Source organism: Streptomyces sp. L500, from assembly GCF_054551825.1.
In genome coordinates, this window is sequence record NZ_JBTOLC010000057.1 from 13,890 (window position 1) to 31,437 (window position 17,548).

A 17,548-nucleotide genomic window follows, 5' to 3' on the forward strand; every position below is an offset into this window, starting at 1 on the left:
ACGCAGCCCTGGCCCACCTCCCGCACGCCAGGTGGTCCGCGTCTTCCTGTCTTCCGGTAGCCGCCCCCACCCTGTCCCGGTTCACGCCGACCCCGCCCCACGCACACCAAGCACGCACCACACGGCCCCATCGGCCGCGTGGCACAGATCAGGAGTACCGGCCCATGGTGAACACCGAAAGCCTTCTCGCGTTCGCCGCGATGTCCCTCGTCGTGATCGCGATCCCCGGCCCGAGCGTCCTGTTCGTCGTCGGCCGCGCCCTCGCCCACGGCCGTCGCACCGCGCTCGCCACCGTCCTGGGCAACCTCTTGGGCTGCTACATCCTCGTCCTCGCCGTCGCCCTCGGCCTGGGCACCCTCGTCCAGAGTTCAGCCACCGTCTTCACCGCGGTGAAACTCGCCGGCGCCGCCTACCTCGTCTACCTGGGCGTCCAGGCGTTCCGCCACCGCGACCGGATGCGCACCGACCTGACAGCCCGGAAAGGCGAACGGCGCGGCGATCTGCGCACCGTCCTGGACGGCCTGCTCGTCGGCGCCACCAACCCCAAGGGCCTGGTCTTCTTCGCCGCGGTCCTCCCGCAGTTCGTCAACCACGACGCTGGGCACATCCCGCTGCAGATGATGCTCCTCGGCCTGATCCCCGCCGGTATCGGCCTGGTCTGCGACACCCTCTGGGGCCTGGGCGCGTCGGCCGCCCGGACCTGGCTCACCGGCTCCGAACGCCGCCTGTCGATGATCGGCGGCGCGGGCGGCATCGCGCTGATCGGCCTCGGGCTCACCGTCGCCGCCGCCGACCACTGACCTCCCCGGGCAAGCCGGGAGGGGAAGCGCACCTCCGGGAAGAGCCCTCCGCCACGCCGAGCGGCGTGCCATCTCATGACAATGGTTCCTCGCTGTCAGGCTTGGCGCGGGCGTAGGACGTGAGGCGATCGGCGAGCGTGGTGACGAGGTCGCGCAGTTCATTGGGGCGCTCGATGACGAACGGCCGGTCGAGTGAGGCGAGTACCGGAGGCAACCAGTCGAGCCGCTCCACCCGCAGCTCGACGCGCAGCCAGCGTTCGTTCGTCTGGTCCGCGTTCGTCCGGTCCTTGGCCGCCCGGTCCGCGTCCGCCCGGTCCTCGCCTGCCACGGGCGCGTACTCCTCCAGGCTCGCGACGCCGGCGGGAAGGCGGGCACGGATCTGCCCGACCGTCCCGTGGATCCGCAAGGTCACCTCGTGCCGGTACTCGGCCGTGGCGAACGCCGACAACACGCGCTGTGCCGGACCGGGGCCCACGGGCGCTTCGAACGAGCCGGGCAGGGTCCTCGCGTCGGTGATGCGATCGAGCCGGAAGGTCCGGTCCTCGCCGATCCGGGCGTCCTCGCCCGTGACGTACCACCGGCCCGCGTGGGCGACGATCCCGTACGCGTGCAGCGTGCGTTCGCTCCGCCGACCGTCGCGGTCGGTGTAGCGGATCGAGACCGGTCGGCGGTGGCGCACCGCATCGGCGATGGTGAGCAGGACCCCGGCGTCCGGGGTGTCGAACTCGCCGGGGTGATCCGTGAAGGCGAGGGCTTCCAGGAGCGTGTCGAGCCGACGGGCGACGTGCTTGGGCAGCACCCGCCGGATCTTCGCCGCCGCCGTCTCGCTCGCCGTGTGCTGCGTGGTCGTCAGCCCTGCTCGGCGGCCGGCGATCAGGCCGAGCAGCACGGCCAGCGCCTCGTCGTCGCTGAGCATGAGCGGAGGCAGACGGTGCCCGGGAGCGAGCCGGTATCCGCCGTAGCGGCCGCGCACCGATTCCACGGGCACGTCCAGGTCGACCAGCTGGTCCACATATCGCCGCACGGTGCGCCCTTCGACGCCGAGCCGGTCGGCGAGCTCGGCCACGGTGCGGGTGCCGCCCGACTGCAGCAGCTCCAGAAGGGTCAGCACGCGGCCGGTGGGTCGAGACATGTTCGCAGCCTAGTGCGAATACAGGACCGATTCTGTCCACTATTTCTCCTAGCCTGCGACGTGCACGCCTTCCGCATGGCCAAGGAGATTCCCATGGACTTTGTCTCGATCCGCATCATCACCGGCGACGTAGCGCGCCTCGTCGCGTTCTACGAACGAGCGACGGGAGCGCGGGCGACGTGGGCCACCGAAGACTTCGCCGAACTCAGGACCGCGGGCGCCACCCTCGCGATCGCCGGCACTCGCACCGTCCCGCTGTTCGCCCCGGGCTCCGCCCGCCCGGCGGACAACCACAGCGTGATCACCGAGTTCCTCGTCGACGACGTGGACCGCGTTCACCGGAACCTGACCGGCTTCGTCTCCGACTTCGTCACCGAGCCCACGACGATGCCCTGGGGCAACCGGTCGCTCCTGTTCCGCGACCCGGACGGCAACCTTGTCAACTTCTTCACCCCGGTCACCCCAGCGGCCATCGAAAAGTTCGCACGCTGACGCCACGTACGCACAGCCACTCATGCGGGAGCCCCGGGATCGCAGGGCTCCCCGGGGGTCCGGGGGCCCCGGGCCTGTACGCGCGGGCGCAGTCCACGGGGGAGGAGAGTGGTCGCGAGTCGCGCGTACCTGCTGGTCGGCCATGGGGCGCAGGTGGCAGTGGCGGACGATGACGACGGGGGCGATCGCCACCCACACCGTGCCGCCACCCTGCCGAACCGTGCCGCAGGTGACCACCGGGAGCCGGGCGCGGACGGGCCCCCGGGAGGAGGGCGCTTCGGTCAAGTGATAGCGGTCGGAGCCACGTTGGGCGACCTACGTTCAAACCGGCTCGCCCCGCAGGATCACGTCCAGGGTGGCGACGCCGGCGATGGACGGCACATGCCGCCACTGGGCCGCCACGGTGCCCCCGACACCAACGTGCCCGGTCAAGGAGCTCATCGGCGCGGTCGTCCCGCGCGAGCCCAGGGCTGAACCGTTCCGCCATTCCCCCGAGACGGCGGAACGGTTCAGGCCCGTGCTCGCGCCGCCCGCTCCTCCGCGCCGGCGAGCCAGAAGTACACGGGAGACAGCACGAGTTCGATCGTCATCAGCACCACCTGGAGTCCGTGCGGCCGGCCCTCCACGGCGATCGACAGCACCCGGCTGAGCCCGCCGAGCAGGAATACCCCGGTCAGCACCCGCACCGCCACCGCCGGGACCGGCTTCTGCCGGACGGCCCACAGCCAAGCCAGCCCGTATCCGGCGAAGATCGCGCCCATGAACCGGCCGAAGCTGTCGACCGTCGCGCCCGCGTCCTCGGCGCCCGCGATCGCCGCGTTCCCCCCGACCACGTGATACAGCCCTATCGCCACGCATGCGAGACCCATCACCCATGCGAGCGCCCGCAGAGCTCTGGCCATGACCCACCGCCTCTACTTAGTGGACGCGCGTCTACTAGCGTAGCGGCCACTAGTAGACGCGTGTCAAGTAGTCTTCCTTCATGCCGCCCCGCCAGCGCCTCACCCCCGCCGACCGCCGCGCCCAGCTCCTCGCCGTCGGCGCGCGCCTCTTCGCCGCCCGCCCTTACGAAGAAGTGCTGATGGAGGACGTCGCCGCGCACGCGGGCGTATCCCGCGCACTGCTCTACCGGTACTTCCCCGGCAAGCGCGACCTCTTCGCGGCCATCTACCAACAGGCAGCCGACCAACTACTCGCCAAGAGCCGGTTCGACTCCACCGGCAGTCTCACCGAGCAACTCGTCGAGGGCATGGACGCCCACCTCGACTACTTCATCGCGAACCGCAACGCCGTCCTCGCCGGCAATCGCGTTCTCGCCGGAGACCCCCTCATCCAGACCATCATCGCGAACGAACTCGACGTCATCCGCGCCCGGCTGCTGAGCGTCCTGCCCCTCGCCGACGACACCACACGCGAGGCCGTCTCCCAAGTCCTCAAGAGCTGGCTCGTCTTCGTCCGGGTGCTCGTCGTCGACTGGCTCACCACCGAAACGTGCACCCGCACCGAACTCCGCGACGTATGCGTCGGCTCCGTCCTCGGCGCCATCCGCCCACTCCTGCCCGCCGACCCCGCACCCCAGTAGAGCCGCCCGGGGGCCCGGTGCCCCGAGGTGCTTGCGGAGCCGCGCGGTGCTGTCCTGCCGCAGCAGCCCGACCAACTGCACGCGCACCCGATGCGCCAGGGCACGCAGCCCCTTCAGCCCCTTCAGCCCCTTGGCATCTGCATCAGTCATGCGACACACAGCAGTCTGCAGGTGTTCTTCCCCAGCCAACCGGAACCAAGATCGGCCCGGTGTCGCTACTGGTCGCTCCGGACCCTTACTAGTCGCTCCGATCCCTCGGGGCCGGGTGGGTGAAAATTGCTCGTTCGGGTGATGAAGGAACGATTCCTCTGCTCTCTCGCCGTGCGGTCACGACGAGGCCGGAAAGCATGCTCCTGTTCGCTGGTTTTTCTCTGTCCGAGCACCACGCCGGCGGCGCGGACGCCGCCACACGACCAGTGGACTCCACCTCGAACGGAAGAAGGAAGTCCCTGTGCCTCTGACGACCCAGAACGTGGAGCAGGAACTGGAGCTCGCCAACCAGGCTGGTGATCCGCCGGCCGACCAGCTGGTGTCCGACCTGATCGACAACAAGGAAGTGGACGGGGTCAACGCCCTCTTCCGCACCATCGGCACCCTCAAGCCCGGCCAGGACCACTCGAACCTGCCGCCGCGGCTGGCGGACTTCCTGAAGCAGGCCGAGGCGCCGCCGCCGGGCTGGACGGACGCGGACTCCACGGCCGTCGAGGGCTTCTTCCGCCACCACCACGGCGAGGTGTCCATGCTCCAGGGCACCGTCGGCCTGATCGGCACCTACCTCTCCCCGACCGGAGCGTTCACCCTGCGTTCCACCGGCCGCCTCGGCGGGGTCGACGGCCCCGGCCGGCGCCTGTCGCAGTCCTCGCGGCTGTTCATCGACATGGGGAACGCCGGCGCCACGCGTGACGGGACCCTCGCGGCGAACGTCACCAAGGTCCGCCTGGTCCACGCATCGGTCCGTCAGCTCCACAAGAAGAGCGGCGTGTGGGACTACGCCAAGTGGGGCGAGCCGGTCCCGCAGAAGTACACCACCGGCGCCATCTGCGTGTTCAGCGTGCAGATCCTCGAAGCCATGAAGAACCTCGGCATCGACGTCTCCAAGGACGACGCCAACGGCTTCATGCGCGCCTGGTACTACGTCAACCACTACCTCGGCACCCCGGAGAAGTGGATGGTCTCCAAGGACGCCGACGAGACCACGCGTCTGTGGAAGCAGGTGCGGGACAACGAGTGGAAGAAGACCGACGACGGCGTCTTCATGACCAAGCAGGCCCTCGACTTCTACAAGAAGTTCTACCCGGGGCCCGTCCACGACGCGTTCGTCGCGATGGTCCGCCACGCGCTCACCGACAAGTACGCCGACATGGCCGGACTGCCCAAGAGTGCCCTCGACCTCGCCGCCCAGCCACTCGCCACCGGCCACGGCCTGGTCAGCGGCATCGGCGGAGGCCTTCTGGGCGGCAGCGCCGAGAAGGCCACCGGCGTCAACCCCTACAAGGAGATCATCGGCATCGTCTCCAAGGCGTACAACGAGATCCAGCGCTACGCACTCACCCACGACCAGGACGACCAGCCCCAGATGCACCAGGAACTGGGCGACAACCGCTGACTCCCCGTGAGCGGCCGCGGGACCCGCGCCCCGTAAGGGGCGCGGTGAACCACGTGACCCGAGGCCACATCGACTGAGCCTGGGCAGCACCCGGCTCGGCGGGGAGGACATCGCGGCGTTCCCGGCTGCGGCCGGCGACGCGGCCCGGGACGAGCTGCCGGTGCTCGCCTGAGCCGGGGCGTACGCCTGCCAGGGCGCGGTCGCCCTCGCCGCGATTCGGCCATGGATCTGTGAGAACCTGCCGGACACTCCCTAGCCCTGGCGGGGCAGCGTCCGCCGCGCCATCGCGCCATCTCACCATCGCGGCGGCCGACAGTGGATCCTCGGCCCGTGGCGCCGGCCAAGTGAGGACCACGGCCGAGGATTCTTCCGTGGGCGGCAGGGGACGCCTGCTGTCCACTGTCAGAATGTCGGCGATCAGGCATGTGACCACGACGTCGTGGTCGCGGCTGATCCGGACAGGGTACGAGCCCGTCGCCCGTGCCGCAGGAGGAGGCGATCGCGTTGGCGCCGGAGGCGGGGGCCCGGAACTCCGGGCAGCTCACCTCGCCACCGACGGCGGCTGCCAGATCCGCCCCGGTGTCCCGGTGGGCGATCAGGGCGTCGCGCGCGGCGATGTCCAGGAAGGCGCCGGTGCCGGAATCGACGCCGAAGCCGTAGTACTGACCATCGCCCAGCAGCCGCGGCCTCTGACCGGGGAGAAGCGCCGGCTCCCAGGTCGCGGTCGGGCGTCGGCCCCCTACGACCAGCATCGCCGCGGTGGTCTGCACGGGATCGTTCGTGCCGTAGGGGTTTGTCGCTGATCTGGTGCTGCGATGGCGGGCATGGAGCACCACTACCTCGCCGACCGCAGCAGCCCCCGAGCCAGCCCCCGAGCCAGCCTCCGGGAAGAACAGCATCGCTGAGACCACCGAGACCACTACGGAGCCCACCCGCGCCGGGACCCGGCTGACCTCGCCTGAGCGCGGTGGGCCGTCGAACGGGCGCGTGCTGGACCTGGTCGCGCTCGTCGTCCTCATCGCGTTGGCAGCGGTCGTGTTCACCGTGGCCGGGCCGACGATGTTCACCGCCGTCACCAGCGTCGGCCTGGGCCTGTTCGCCACCTGGCGCTCCACCCACTTCCGTCCACCTGGCCGGTGATCGGGCCGATGCCGCTGAGGAGGCTGCCGGCTGGACGCGTTCGGCCTGAGCAGATCACCATGCCGTACACGATGGTGAGCCCGTACACGATGGTGAACAGCGTGCCGGGCGAGCCGATGCCGAACACCCCGGTCAACCGGCGGTGACCAGCGCCTTGGCCTGCGCTAGCGCTCGCGAAAGCCGCCGAGGAAGCGGCGGAAGAGGCCGCCTTCCCGGGGGAGCGGGGCGGACGGCGGGGGAGCCGTGGGCCGCTCGCGGGCGATCGGCTTGTCGTAGTCGGCCCGGACGATGGCGTCGACGGTCTCGTCGACGTCGAAGTCCTCGGAGCCCTCGATGCACGGTACGAAGCCGACGAGGATTCCGTCCCGCATGACCTGCGCTTCCAGGCCGGCCGTGTCGTCGGTGTCCCAGACCGCCTCGCGGCCGTCGCGCAGGACGACGCGCACGCCGATCTGGTAGACGCCCTCGCGGGCGAGGTGGGCATCCGTACCCCGCTGCCGCAGCGTGTCCACGACTCGAAGCGCTCGCTTCTCGTCCATGCGGCCACGATAACGCCGAGGCCCCTCGCGCACCGGAGATCGCCCCGGCCGACCGGGTTGTGATCCGCGATGCGCAGGATGGCGCCCGCGCACCGGGCGGTCCGGAATACCACCGTCCTGGGGCTGACCTGGACCGAGCCGGGGCGTGGTCGTCGTCCAGGTCTTGCGCGAGGCATCCGACGCGCACGGTCTCCGACGCGCACGCGAAGGCGTGAATGAACGACGGGAACGCCCAGACGCATGCCGCCGTCCCGCGCCGGTTACGGGTCAGCCGCCGGGTACCGCGACGGGCAGCCAACAGCGCGGGAGCACCGTCCGGTCGGTGACCGGGAGCTCCGGCCTCGGCGCACGGTCATTCGGGCACATTCACCCGGGTGGATGACACCCCGCGGGCGGACCCGTCGAGGAACTCCAGCACGATCGTGTCCACGGTCGCGGCGCCGGCGGTGGGCAGCGCGTGGTGGCCCAGCCCCGGCAGCACCTCGACCCGGGCCCGCGGCAGCAGCCGACGGACCCGGTCCGCCGCCGCTTCGGCGTCGTGCACCCGGCTGCGTCCGGCGAACAGCACCATCACCGGCATGGCGAGCGGCGCGGGGTCGAGCGTCCGCCCCACCACCGGCCGGCCCCGCCCCCGCAGGGTCGCCCCCAGCACGTACAGGCGCTTGAAGTCCTCGTCCACGCCGGTCCCCGCGGTCTCCCAATCGAGGAACGCGCCGACTCGCCGCGCGGTGGGCCGCAGCAGCGTCGGCAGCGCGCGCAGCAGGTAGCCCGGCCGGTACCCGCCGAACACCTGGGTCGGGTCGAGCAGGGCGAGGCGCCGCACCCGCCGCGGCGCGTGCAGCGCGTACGCGGTGGCCACCCAGCCACCGTACGAGTGCCCGCACAGGGCGGCTGTCTCCAGGCCCAGCCCGTCCAGCACGGCATCCAGCCACGTCATGAGGTCCCGCGGCGTCCGCAGCGGAAGGCCCGCGCGTTCGCTGCGGCCGACGTCGCCGAGGATGTCGACCGCGTACACCCGGTGCCGGGCACCCAGCGCCGGGGCGTTGGCGAACCACGCAGTGCCAGTGGCCCCGCCGCCGTGCAGCAGCACCAGCGGCGGGCCGTCCGGCGGTCCGTAGGCGTGCACCTGGGTCGGGCCGTAGGGCGTGGGCACGGTCTGCTCGGCAGTGCCGGACGGCCAGCGGGCCAGCAGCGCGTCGTAGGCGGCGAAGAATTTCTCGGACACACCGGCTCCTCGGGAGATCGCGATATTCTCTCGCTGGGCGAGATACTAGGCGAACGAGAGGATGGCGCGTCAATAATGAACACCGAGGAGAGCCGGCACGATCCCCGGCTGCGACTGGTCCACCAGCTGCGCGCGGTGACCGTCGAATTCGACCTGTTGGCCGCGGAGTTCGCCGCCCGCCATGGACTGCACCCCACCGACCTGCGGGCCCTGATCGCCCTGCTCGACGCCGCCCGGGCCGAGCGCCCCATGACCCCCGGCCGGCTCGGCGAACAGCTCCGCCTCAACTCCGCCGGCACCACCACCCTCATCGACCGGCTGGAGCGGCTCGGTCTGGTCCGCCGCGAACGCGACACCACCGACCGCCGACGGGTCCTGCTCACCGTCGAACCCAAGGCGGTCGACCTCGGCTGGACGTTCTTCGGCCCCGCCATCGGCACACTGCTCACCGCGATGGACGCCTTCACCCCGGCCGAACTCGACACCGCCGAGCGCTTCCTCGCAGCGATGACCACCGCCACCGCCGCCACCCGCACGAACGCCGCCGGTTACCGCTCCTGACCCGCACCCATACGACCGCCCGGGGGCGGTGCGCTCGCTGGGAGTGGTGGTGAGACCGCCGCCAGTGCACCAACCCGCTCGGATTGCCGGTACGGGCCGGGCGGGTGGTACCCAAGGACACCGGCAGCACCCGGGATGCGCGCGGCAGCGCCCGGGGCGTGCCCCGGGCGCGTACCCCGTCGACCAGCCCTCAGGGGCTCCCGCGCACCTTGTTCGGCAAGTGTGGGATGGGCTGTGGAACGGGGAGGCTGACAGCCGTTCACGCATGTGCCGACACGCCTTTTCAGGTGACCGTCGCCCGTTCACCTCGTCGAGACACGGCCCGGCAGCCCCGTCGGCCCGCCCCTGGCCAGAGCGGCGCGAGCACCGGAACGGGCCGGTTCCTCGCCCCATGAGCGAGCGAATGGAGACCCCCGCCGATGAGTACCGTTCCCGTCGAGTTCGCCGACCGGGTCGCCCTGGTCACCGGAGCCGCTTCCGGCATCGGACTCGCCGTCGCCCGCCGCCTCGCCGAGGGCGGGGCGACCGTCGTCCTCGCCGACTCCAACCTCGTCGGCGCCGAACAGGCCGCCGCCGCACTGCGCGCCGCTGAACACGACGCGAACGCCGTCGCCGTCGACGTCACCGATCCGGCCTCGGTGGAGGCCGCCGTCGCGCACACCGTCGACACACACGGAGGCCTGCATCTCGCGGTGAACAACGCCGGCATCGCCGCCATCCCACAGAAGACCGGTACATACGACGTCGGGACCTGGCACCATGTCGTCGCCACCAATCTGCACGGAGTCTTCCACTCCCTGCGGTACGAGATCCCCGCGCTGCTCGCCGCCGGCGGCGGCGCGATCGTCAACATGGCGTCCGTACTTGGTGTGACCGGCTTCCCGGGCTGCTCCGCCTACGTCGCCGCCAAGCACGGGGTCATCGGCCTGACCAGGACCGCCGCCCTCGAATACGCCAACCGGAACATCCGGATCAACGCCGTCGCACCGGGCTTCGTCGACACCCCGCTACTCGCCGGCACCAACGCCACCCTGCGCTCCGGCCTGGTCTCCCTCCACCCGCAAGGACGCCTGGGACGGCCGCAGGAAGTCGCCGAACTCGTCGCGTTCCTCCTCTCCGACCGCGCCTCCTTCATCCAGGGCAGCCACCACCTGATCGACGGCGGCTACACAGCGCCGTGACCGTGGAGAGTCCACCAGCAAGTGTCCCCGTCCCCGGCCCGGAGGGCTGGCTCCGGTCTGGTTTGCGCTGTGCCGCGCGGTCGTGCGTGCCTTGTGTGTGGGGATCGCCGAGGTCGGGAAGAACTCAATCGACTTCGACCAACCGGTTCTCCCAGTGGTTCGACGAGACCGCGTGCGAGACGGCGGTCGTGGAGGTGGCGGTCGTGGAGGTGGCGAGGGAGGATCGTCGCCGCTGCGGTCGCCCCGGAGATCCCGCGCCGTCCGATGTCGTCGCGAAGGTCGCGGCTTCCTGGCCGGCCGTTGCTCGCGACTGGTTGGTCAGACGAGCGCCGGTGCGGGAACGGGCAAGTAGGGGGCGATGTTGCGCCAGGCGCGCTCGACGTATTCCTCCTTCTCACCGACCGGGGCGACATAGTGCAGCGCGCCTTCGGCGGCGTCGTTCCCCTCAAGGCGGGCGATGATCCAGGCGGCGAGGTAGTGCGAGGCCAGGCAGCCGCCGGCGGTGGCGATGTTGTCCTTGGCGTAGAAGGGCTGGTTGAGGACATCGACGCCGGCGGCGACGACCCACGGCTTGGTGGTGAGGTCGGTGCAGGCGGGAATGTCGTCGAGCAGGCCGAGCCTGGCCAGCACGAGCGCGCCGGAGCACTGCGCCGCGATGAGCTGGCGCGAGGGGTCCAGGCCCCGCAGAACGTTCATGATTGCCGGGTCTTCGGTGACCTCGCGGGTGGCGATGCCGCTGCCGACGATGACGGCGTCAGCGGCGCAGGCCTCCTCAAGAGTGGACATCTGCTCGATGACCACCCCGTTCATCGACGTCACCTTGGGGCTGGGCGTCGCGATGGTGACGCGCCAGTCATCGGACTTGATGCGGTTGAGCACGCCGAGCGCGATCAGGGAGTCGAGCTCGTTGTAGCCCTCGAAGGTGAGGATGGCGATGTGCACGACGGCTGTCCTTTCCGGATGAGTGGGACTCGACGGTAGGGACCCGTGAGCAGGACAGCCAAAGAATTGTCATGGATACAATCCGGTGCGTGGCAGCCCCGCGATACAAAAAGCTGGTCGACGCGCTCGCGTCCGACATCCGGACCGGGCGTCTGGCCCCGGGGGTGCGGCTGCCGACCCACCGCGCTCTCGCCGCCCGCGAGGGCATCGCCGTGGTGACCGCGACCCGGGTGTACGCCGAGCTGGAAACGATGGGCCTGGTGAGCGGGGAACAGGGCCGCGGCACGTTCGTGCGCGACATCACGATCCCCGCCGGCCACGGCATCGATCAGCAAGCCGTCGCCCCGGACACGGTCGACCTCAGCTTCAACTACCCGTCGCTGCCCGGCCAGGCCGATCTCCTGCGGCAGGCCCTGCGAGAGGTGGCCACGTCCGGCGATCTCGACTCGCTGCTGCGCTACCAACCACACCGAGGGCGTCCACAGGACAGAGCCTCCATCGCACGACACCTCGGACGCCGGGGAATCACCGCCGACGCGGATCAGGTCCTCATCGCCAACGGTGCCCAGCACGGCCTGGCCATCACCATCATGGCCACGCTGAGCGCCGGCGACGTCGTCGCGGTCGACGCACTCACCTACCCGGGTTTCAAGGTGCTCGCGCACGCCTTCCATCTCGACCTGGAGCCCGTCCCCACCACCGCCGACGGACCGGATCTCGACGCCCTGGAGAAACTGTGCGCGACCCGCCCGGTGCGCGCGATCTACACCATGCCCACCCTGCACAACCCTCTGGGCTGGGTCATGCCGGCAACCGACCGCATCCGCCTGATCGGGATCGCCCGACAGTACGGTCCGCTCATCATCGAGGACGCCTCGTACGCCTACCTGGTCGAGGACCCTCCACCGCCTCTGGCCGCGACCGCGCCGGACATCACCGTCTACGTCTCGGGACTGTCCAAGAGCATCGCCACCGGCCTGCGGGTCGGCTTCGTCCTCGCCCCGCCACCTGCGGTGCCCTCGCTCGAACGCACCATCCGGGCGACCACCTGGAACACCCCCGCCCTCACCACCGCCATCGCCTGCCGTTGGCTCGACGACGGCACAGTGAGCCACCTGGAAGCGCAGAAACGAGACGACGCCAAGGCGCGCCAGGCACTCGTCAGGCAGGAGCTGGTGGGCCTCCCGTTCATCGGCCACCCCTCGTCCTACTTCACCTGGCTGCCACTGCCCGACGACGCACGCGCCGACCGTCTGACCGCCACCCTCGCGCGCCGACACGTCGCGGTCACCACGGCGGAGCCGTTCACCACCTCGACGCACACACCACAGGCGATCCGCCTCGCCCTGGGCTCGACCGATCTGGACAGCCTCAGGTCGGCGCTGCGCACAGTGCGCCGAGCCGTCGTGGAGGACGCCTACGCCTGAACTCGGGGCACCAGCCCTTCTTTCGGCGAACGGTGCCGTATGTGGGGCATCAACACCGGGCGTCCGGCGGCGCGAGGTACTGAAACTTGAGGACTACGGCCAGGGTGCCGATGCCGAGGAGAACGCGCGCGACGCGCAGCAGGTCGGCCAGGGGTTTCGAGGCGTCGATTTCAAGAGCCAGCGTGGCGGGCCAGGCGGCGAAGGCCGGGGAAGGCGGCTGTGGCGCCGGCGACGGCATTCTCCCACTTTCTCCGTTGCGGCCACCCGTGCTCGACCACCGTGATCGCGCCGTATCCGATGCCAGTGGGTCACAGTGCCCATGCAGAGAACACCCACAGCATGACGTCATGGCCGTGGCCCGAGTAGACGATGGGGGCCGGCCTCGGCCGGGAGGTCGCTGAGGCCGCGTAACGGCAACAGCAACAGGATCACGAAACACTAGCAGCGGGGGAATTTCGGCCCGTTGCTCGCACGCCAGAGGTTGTTGTAATCCACGTAGTAGCCGTAGACGTACCCCTCCCACGCCTGGCCGCCGAATCGGGGCGAGAATTCGTTCTTCACGTGGTACCAGACAGTACCGAGATTGTTGATGTCGGACCCGGACGACCAGCAGTCGACCCAGACCTGATCACCCCACTGCATGTTGGGGTGATCCAACTTGAGGATGTCCGAGTTGTATGGGGCGAGGTACAGACCCACATGGTATTGCGTGTCCAGGTCGATCGGACTGCAACAGTTCGACCCCGCCTGAGCCGGAGTGACCGCAAGCGTCAAGCCACTGACGGCGAGCGCCGCCACGACAGCAGCGCGTACGAAGCCTTGCCTCAAGTTCAGTCTTCTCACGACAATCCCCCTACGTAGAGGTACGGCGAGAAAGCCCGAGGCCCTCTCGGCCTCTGCTGAATGTAGGCGCGTTCGAGACGGCCCGGGGAGGCTGATTCTGGCCAGCGGCGGGGCTCACGAGCCTGGCATGGATGTTGGGACGGTGGTGGTCTCTTGTCGCGGGAAGAGAACGGCGATCTGGTTCCCCGTTCGCCGACCCCCGGGTGGGCGGCGTCGCGACCGCCCAGCACGCCCTCGACCCGGTCGGTTTCTGGGAGTTCGCGGGCGAACGTTTCAAAGGACAAGGCCGGCTACCGCACCGTCTTCCAGAGCAATGCCACGGCGTGGTCGCGCTACCCGGGCAGCAACCGCGAGTTCCTCGGGCAACGGCTGAGGAACGCCCGCAACTTCTGGCGGGTCAGGCTCACCGGCCTCGTCCTCGATCTCGTCGGCCTGCTCACCATGCGGCGCCAGACGTGGATGAGGCGCCGCGGCCGACCGACCACGGTCCCGGCCGCTCCCATGGCACCGGGAGCTCTCAGCCGCTGGGAGGGCGATTCGATCCCTTGGTGTTCGTGATCCCGGCTGTCCTGCGCCGTGGAGCCGCCCGGCGCGTTCCGCGCGAAGGCCGGCTCGTAGCTCCCTGCCGGCGTTGTTACTTCGTATCGGTGGTGTATCGAGAGGGTAACCGGGTGAGGCTGTCCCGGGGCCCGGCCCGTACGTGCTGGTGACGGCTTCGGGCGGACCGGAGCGTTCAACCGTGGGGGGTAACCGTGATCCGTAAGCGCACCGCAGTGATCGTCTCTGTCGCCACGAGCGGAGTGCTTCTGCTCTCTGCCTGCGGCGCGGAGGACAAGGGCAGCTCCGCATCCGCCTCTTCGGCGGCCGCCTCCGCGGTGGGTCAGGGCGAGGCTGCCGGCGGCAGTCCGTCGGCCGGGCAGGGCCTGAGCCTTCTCGGTGGCACGGCGAAGACGAACAACGCCGCGCCCAAGACGGGGGACTGGGCGGTTGAGCCCGGGAAGCCGGCGACGAAGCCGGAGGCGCAGCGGTGGGTGCAGTTGTCGGCCTCGAAGGCCGGTGCGCTGAACCCGGTGGTGGTCAACGGGGCGGGCTTCACGCTCTACCGTTTCGACAAGGACAGCGCGAACCCGTCGAAGTCCACGTGCAACGGCGAGTGCGCGTCCACCTGGCCGCCGGTCGTCGTCGCGCCGGGCGGCAAGGTCTTCCTCGACGGCGTCGAGAAGTCGAAGGTGGGCACCGTGAAGCGGGATGACGGCATGCTTCAGGTCACGGTCGGGGGCTGGCCTGTCTACCGCTACAGCAAGGACACCAAGCCCGGCGAGACCAAGGGGCAGGGCGTCGGGGGCACCTGGTTCGGTGTCGCCCCCGACGGCAAGAAGGCGGGCGGTGGCGGCGGCAGCACCGGCAGTGGCAGCCCGCAGCCCAAGCCCGCCACCAGCGTCGTCCTCTTCGATGACCGGAACTTCGGTGACCCCTCTCAGGGCCTGGCCGGCAAGGGGTGCCAGAACGTGGCCCGGGACAACGTCGCCTCCTCCCTCCAGGTCCAGGGCAGCCTGAAGATCTGGTCCGAGCGGAACTGCACGGGCAGGTCCAAGGTCGTCAACGGTGACGTGGCCGACCTGGCGACCATCGGCTTCGACAACGACATCTCCTCCGTCTTCTTCGGCTGACCGAGGCCGCAGGCCGGGAGGCTGAGGGAGGCTGTGCAGCGGGCTGCCCCGACCGCCAGTCGGTCGGGGCAGCCACGGCTTGCCGCGTCGCTATGCGCTCAGCGGCTGGGCGGTGAGGTGCTCAGCGGCGAGGTCGTGGTGCCCCTCGCGGTCCATGGTGAGGTCGAGGCGGCGTGGGCCACGTCGCAGTGCGTGGCCAGGGATTCCTGTTCCTCCTCCGTGAGCCGGGGCATCAAGCCCCGTACGACCGCACGCACGTCGGCTGACCGGACGAGGGACAGGGCGTCGTTGAGCAGGGCGAGATGGGCTTCGTCGAGACCGGCCGTCCGGACATACGGGTCCACCAGGCTCAGCTCCCTCGACATGGCAAGCGGCGGTGTGTCCTCAGCGTGCCTGCTCGTGAGTCACCGGGCAATGAAGCGAGCACATCTCGCGAACGCGGCTCCGTCCCTGACGGAACCACATGCTCCGCGGGGTCCGGTCCGCCCGTCAGTTCTCGGCGGCCGGGGCGCCCGGGCCGCCGGTGTCCCAGGGGCGGAATCTAGTCACTTGTGGCGAGGGACTTGAGCTCGTCCAGCGTTTCTCGCATCACTTGCGTCATCTCGCGTTCCTCTGCTTCCGCGACCCAGCGTTCGAAGCCGATCTTGAAGACGGCGATCCCCGCTTCGGCGGTGAGGCTCGCGGCCGGCTCCGTGACGCCGCGCCGACGCAGGGCCTCGGCGACCGCGGCCGACAGCGTGGCGAGCTTGACCAGCTCCCGCTCGTGGAGTTCCGCATTCGCCGTGATCACGGCTTGTCGCTTCCGCGCGTGCTCCCGGCGGCCGACGAACATTTCGCAGACCGCGTCGAGCCCCGCCGCCAGCGCGTCGATCGGTGGCGCGGACGGCGGCGCGTCGGTGACCGCCGCCACGAACAGTTCTCTCATCGCGGGGGCACCGGCGAACAGCACTTCGCGCTTGTCGGCGTAGTGCCGGAAGAAGGTCCGCTCTGTCAGGCCGGCCCGTTTGGCGATCTCCATCACGGTGGTCTGCTCGAAGCCGTGCTCGCTGTAGAGCTCCAGCGCGGCATTGGCCAGGCGCCCGCGCGCGTTCGGCTCCCATCTCCCCATGTCTGGAATTCTACGTGATGACAGTGGATGACATCAGGTGTAGCTTCGATGACAGTAACTGGCATCAACTGGTCTTAGGGGTGGGGGAGTTCCTCCCGCGCGTCCCAGTGGCGGGACCTACGCGTGCGATCGTCAGGAACTCGTGCTCCCTCGACCGACCGGAAAGGACCTCCAGTCATGAAGTTGGCCATGCGCACCGGACTGGCCGTGGCAGCAGCGGCCGCGACCCTCGTCACTGTCTCACCGACCGCCGGCGCGACCAGCGCCAAGAGCGACCAGGCCGCCACCGTGCATTGCAGGGTGCGCTCCGTCGCGGCGGATACCGGCACTCTGGCGAACCCGACCAGGATCAAGGCCGCCGCGTACAACCAGGCCCGGAGCATCCTCGCCAAGGCCGGCAGCGACACCGCCGCGAAGTCGCATCCCGTACACGGCACGGGTGACGTGCCGGTCGGCTATGGCACCAACCTGCTCGCCTGCTCGCGTGACGAGTTCCGGGCCAAGGACAAGAACGCCCCGATCAAGAGGTCGGGCATGACGCCCTATCACTACGTGGCCGTCCACGACGCGGCACGGACCATGGGCATCGACCGCTGGTGACGTGACCGGCAGCGCACCAGTCACGGCCACGGCCGGACTGGTGCGCGCAGGGGCCGACGACGGCAAGACCCTGTGACCGGGGCCTGGACGTTGTCGACGCAGTCCCGGAGCGGCCCACCGAAACCCTCGTGTCAGAGGGGACTCCGGTGGGCCGCTTGGGGTGAGGTCGGCTACCGGCCCGCGATGGAGGATGCGGGCCCGCCGACCTTCTGCCACACCGTCCCGTTACCGGTCCACCGGAACACCGCGTCGCTGTTGGGCGACAGGCCGTACAGCGCGTCTCCGGCGACGGCGAAGTCTCGGCCCGCGCCACCGACCTTGCTCCAGTTGTTCGGCCCGTTCATCTTGTAGAGGTCGCCGTTGGTGGGGTTGGCAGCGAAGAGGCCGGCTCCACCGCCGTAGAGGGTTCCGGCAGCGCCGCCGACTTTGTTCCACGTGGTGCCGTTACCGGTCCACTGGAAGACGGCGCTCTTGTCGGGGCTGAGCCCGAACAGGCTGTCTCCGGTGACGGCGAACTGTGCCCCGGCGCCACCGATTTTGCTCCAGTTGTTGGGGCCGTTCATCTTGTAGAGGTCGCCGTTGGTGGGGTTGGTGGCGAACAGGCCGGCTCCACCGCCGTAGAGGGTTCCGGCGGCCCCACCGACCTTGTTCCAGGCGGTGCCGTTGCCGGTCCATTGGAAGACGGCGCTGCCGTCGGGTG

The 17,548-nt window shown here is 70.0% G+C and carries 20 protein-coding genes and 1 pseudogene; 10 read left to right on the plus strand and 11 right to left on the minus strand.

The window, feature by feature from the left end:
• The first annotated feature begins 164 nt into the window (after window positions 1-164).
• A complete protein-coding gene (locus ACX9I7_RS29520) occupies window positions 165-800 on the plus strand; it encodes a LysE family translocator (RefSeq protein WP_387570435.1) in 636 nt (211 codons plus the stop codon).
• 73 nt (window positions 801-873) lie between these two features.
• Here the strand turns inward: ACX9I7_RS29520 and ACX9I7_RS29525 are convergent, their stop codons facing one another.
• Entirely contained in the window at window positions 874-1,932 is a 1,059-nt protein-coding gene (locus ACX9I7_RS29525; RefSeq protein ID WP_459389052.1) for a helix-turn-helix transcriptional regulator, read from the minus strand.
• A 93-nt stretch (window positions 1,933-2,025) separates the two neighbouring features.
• Here ACX9I7_RS29525 and ACX9I7_RS29530 point away from each other — a divergent pair, with 93 nt between their 5' ends.
• Entirely contained in the window at window positions 2,026-2,424 is a 399-nt protein-coding gene (locus ACX9I7_RS29530; RefSeq protein ID WP_387570441.1) for a VOC family protein, read from the plus strand.
• 509 nt (window positions 2,425-2,933) lie between these two features.
• Here ACX9I7_RS29530 and ACX9I7_RS29535 read toward each other — a convergent pair.
• Window positions 2,934-3,326: a DUF4345 domain-containing protein gene (locus ACX9I7_RS29535; protein ID WP_459389053.1), complete on the minus strand. Its 393-nt coding sequence runs from the start codon at window positions 3,324-3,326 to the stop codon at window positions 2,934-2,936.
• Between the two features lie 80 nt (window positions 3,327-3,406).
• On the opposite strand from ACX9I7_RS29535, the gene ACX9I7_RS29540 reads away from it, so the two are divergent.
• Window positions 3,407-4,006, plus strand: coding sequence for a TetR/AcrR family transcriptional regulator (locus tag ACX9I7_RS29540; RefSeq protein ID WP_358629194.1), 600 nt, complete (start codon window positions 3,407-3,409; stop codon window positions 4,004-4,006).
• 451 nt (window positions 4,007-4,457) lie between these two features.
• Window positions 4,458-5,612, plus strand: coding sequence for an oxygenase MpaB family protein (locus ACX9I7_RS29545; protein WP_387570450.1), 1,155 nt, complete (start codon window positions 4,458-4,460; stop codon window positions 5,610-5,612).
• Here ACX9I7_RS29545 and ACX9I7_RS29550 read toward each other — a convergent pair.
• Complete coding sequence (locus ACX9I7_RS29550; RefSeq protein ID WP_459389060.1) at window positions 5,546-6,631, minus strand: DUF4241 domain-containing protein; 1,086 nt, start codon at window positions 6,629-6,631, stop codon at window positions 5,546-5,548. The two genes, ACX9I7_RS29545 and ACX9I7_RS29550, sit on opposite strands and share 67 nt — an antisense overlap.
• On the opposite strand from ACX9I7_RS29550, the gene ACX9I7_RS29555 reads away from it, so the two are divergent.
• The gene (locus ACX9I7_RS29555; RefSeq protein WP_459389061.1) at window positions 6,600-6,752 is read left to right on the plus strand and encodes a hypothetical protein; all 153 of its coding nucleotides are present in this window, start codon (window positions 6,600-6,602) and stop codon (window positions 6,750-6,752) included. The genes ACX9I7_RS29550 and ACX9I7_RS29555 overlap by 32 nt on opposite strands.
• A 164-nt stretch (window positions 6,753-6,916) precedes the next feature.
• Here ACX9I7_RS29555 and ACX9I7_RS29560 read toward each other — a convergent pair whose 3' ends face one another.
• Together ACX9I7_RS29560 and ACX9I7_RS29565 are read right to left on the minus strand one after the other, a co-directional pair.
• Entirely contained in the window at window positions 6,917-7,291 is a 375-nt protein-coding gene (locus ACX9I7_RS29560; RefSeq protein WP_387570456.1) for a hypothetical protein, read from the minus strand.
• Between the two features lie 352 nt (window positions 7,292-7,643).
• A complete protein-coding gene (locus ACX9I7_RS29565) occupies window positions 7,644-8,516 on the minus strand; it encodes an alpha/beta fold hydrolase (protein WP_387570459.1) in 873 nt (290 codons plus the stop codon).
• A gap of 75 nt (window positions 8,517-8,591) precedes the next feature.
• Here ACX9I7_RS29565 and ACX9I7_RS29570 point away from each other — a divergent pair, with 75 nt between their 5' ends.
• On the plus strand, window positions 8,592-9,077 hold the full coding sequence (locus tag ACX9I7_RS29570) for a MarR family winged helix-turn-helix transcriptional regulator (RefSeq protein WP_387570462.1): 486 nt from the start codon (window positions 8,592-8,594) through the stop codon (window positions 9,075-9,077).
• 419 nt (window positions 9,078-9,496) lie between these two features.
• Complete coding sequence (locus tag ACX9I7_RS29575; RefSeq protein WP_459389054.1) at window positions 9,497-10,258, plus strand: SDR family NAD(P)-dependent oxidoreductase; 762 nt, start codon at window positions 9,497-9,499, stop codon at window positions 10,256-10,258.
• Window positions 10,259-10,576: 318 nt separating this feature from the next.
• Here the strand turns inward: ACX9I7_RS29575 and ACX9I7_RS29580 are convergent, their stop codons facing one another.
• Window positions 10,577-11,200 carry a DJ-1/PfpI family protein gene (locus ACX9I7_RS29580; protein ID WP_459389055.1) on the minus strand — a complete coding sequence of 208 codons (624 nt, stop codon included), beginning with the start codon at window positions 11,198-11,200 and terminating at the stop codon, window positions 10,577-10,579.
• An 89-nt stretch (window positions 11,201-11,289) separates the two neighbouring features.
• On the opposite strand from ACX9I7_RS29580, the gene ACX9I7_RS29585 reads away from it, so the two are divergent.
• Window positions 11,290-12,627 carry an aminotransferase-like domain-containing protein gene (locus tag ACX9I7_RS29585; RefSeq protein ID WP_459389056.1) on the plus strand — a complete coding sequence of 446 codons (1,338 nt, stop codon included), beginning with the start codon at window positions 11,290-11,292 and terminating at the stop codon, window positions 12,625-12,627.
• A 49-nt stretch (window positions 12,628-12,676) separates the two neighbouring features.
• On the opposite strand, the gene ACX9I7_RS29590 is transcribed toward ACX9I7_RS29585, so the two are convergent.
• Together ACX9I7_RS29590 and ACX9I7_RS29595 are read right to left on the minus strand one after the other, a co-directional pair.
• A complete protein-coding gene (locus ACX9I7_RS29590) occupies window positions 12,677-12,865 on the minus strand; it encodes a hypothetical protein (protein ID WP_387570475.1) in 189 nt (62 codons plus the stop codon).
• A gap of 200 nt (window positions 12,866-13,065) precedes the next feature.
• Window positions 13,066-13,470 (minus strand): hypothetical protein, encoded by a 405-nt coding sequence (locus ACX9I7_RS29595; protein ID WP_387570478.1) that lies wholly within the window; start codon window positions 13,468-13,470, stop codon window positions 13,066-13,068.
• 773 nt (window positions 13,471-14,243) lie between these two features.
• On the opposite strand from ACX9I7_RS29595, the gene ACX9I7_RS29600 reads away from it, so the two are divergent.
• Window positions 14,244-15,140, plus strand: a complete 897-nt coding sequence (locus ACX9I7_RS29600; protein WP_387570481.1) for a hypothetical protein — start codon at window positions 14,244-14,246, stop codon at window positions 15,138-15,140.
• A 98-nt stretch (window positions 15,141-15,238) separates the two neighbouring features.
• Here ACX9I7_RS29600 and ACX9I7_RS29605 read toward each other — a convergent pair whose 3' ends face one another.
• The gene (locus ACX9I7_RS29605; protein WP_459389057.1) at window positions 15,239-15,484 is read right to left on the minus strand and encodes a hypothetical protein; all 246 of its coding nucleotides are present in this window, start codon (window positions 15,482-15,484) and stop codon (window positions 15,239-15,241) included.
• Window positions 15,485-15,681: 197 nt separating this feature from the next.
• Window positions 15,682-16,248 carry a TetR/AcrR family transcriptional regulator gene (locus ACX9I7_RS29610; protein ID WP_387570484.1) on the minus strand — a complete coding sequence of 189 codons (567 nt, stop codon included), beginning with the start codon at window positions 16,246-16,248 and terminating at the stop codon, window positions 15,682-15,684.
• A 177-nt stretch (window positions 16,249-16,425) separates the two neighbouring features.
• On the opposite strand from ACX9I7_RS29610, the gene ACX9I7_RS29615 reads away from it, so the two are divergent.
• Window positions 16,426-16,848: a hypothetical protein gene (locus ACX9I7_RS29615; protein WP_459389058.1), complete on the plus strand. Its 423-nt coding sequence runs from the start codon at window positions 16,426-16,428 to the stop codon at window positions 16,846-16,848.
• A 170-nt stretch (window positions 16,849-17,018) separates the two neighbouring features.
• Here the strand turns inward: ACX9I7_RS29615 and ACX9I7_RS29620 are convergent.
• A pseudogene (locus ACX9I7_RS29620) lies at window positions 17,019-17,548 on the minus strand (hypothetical protein); the annotation flags it as partial.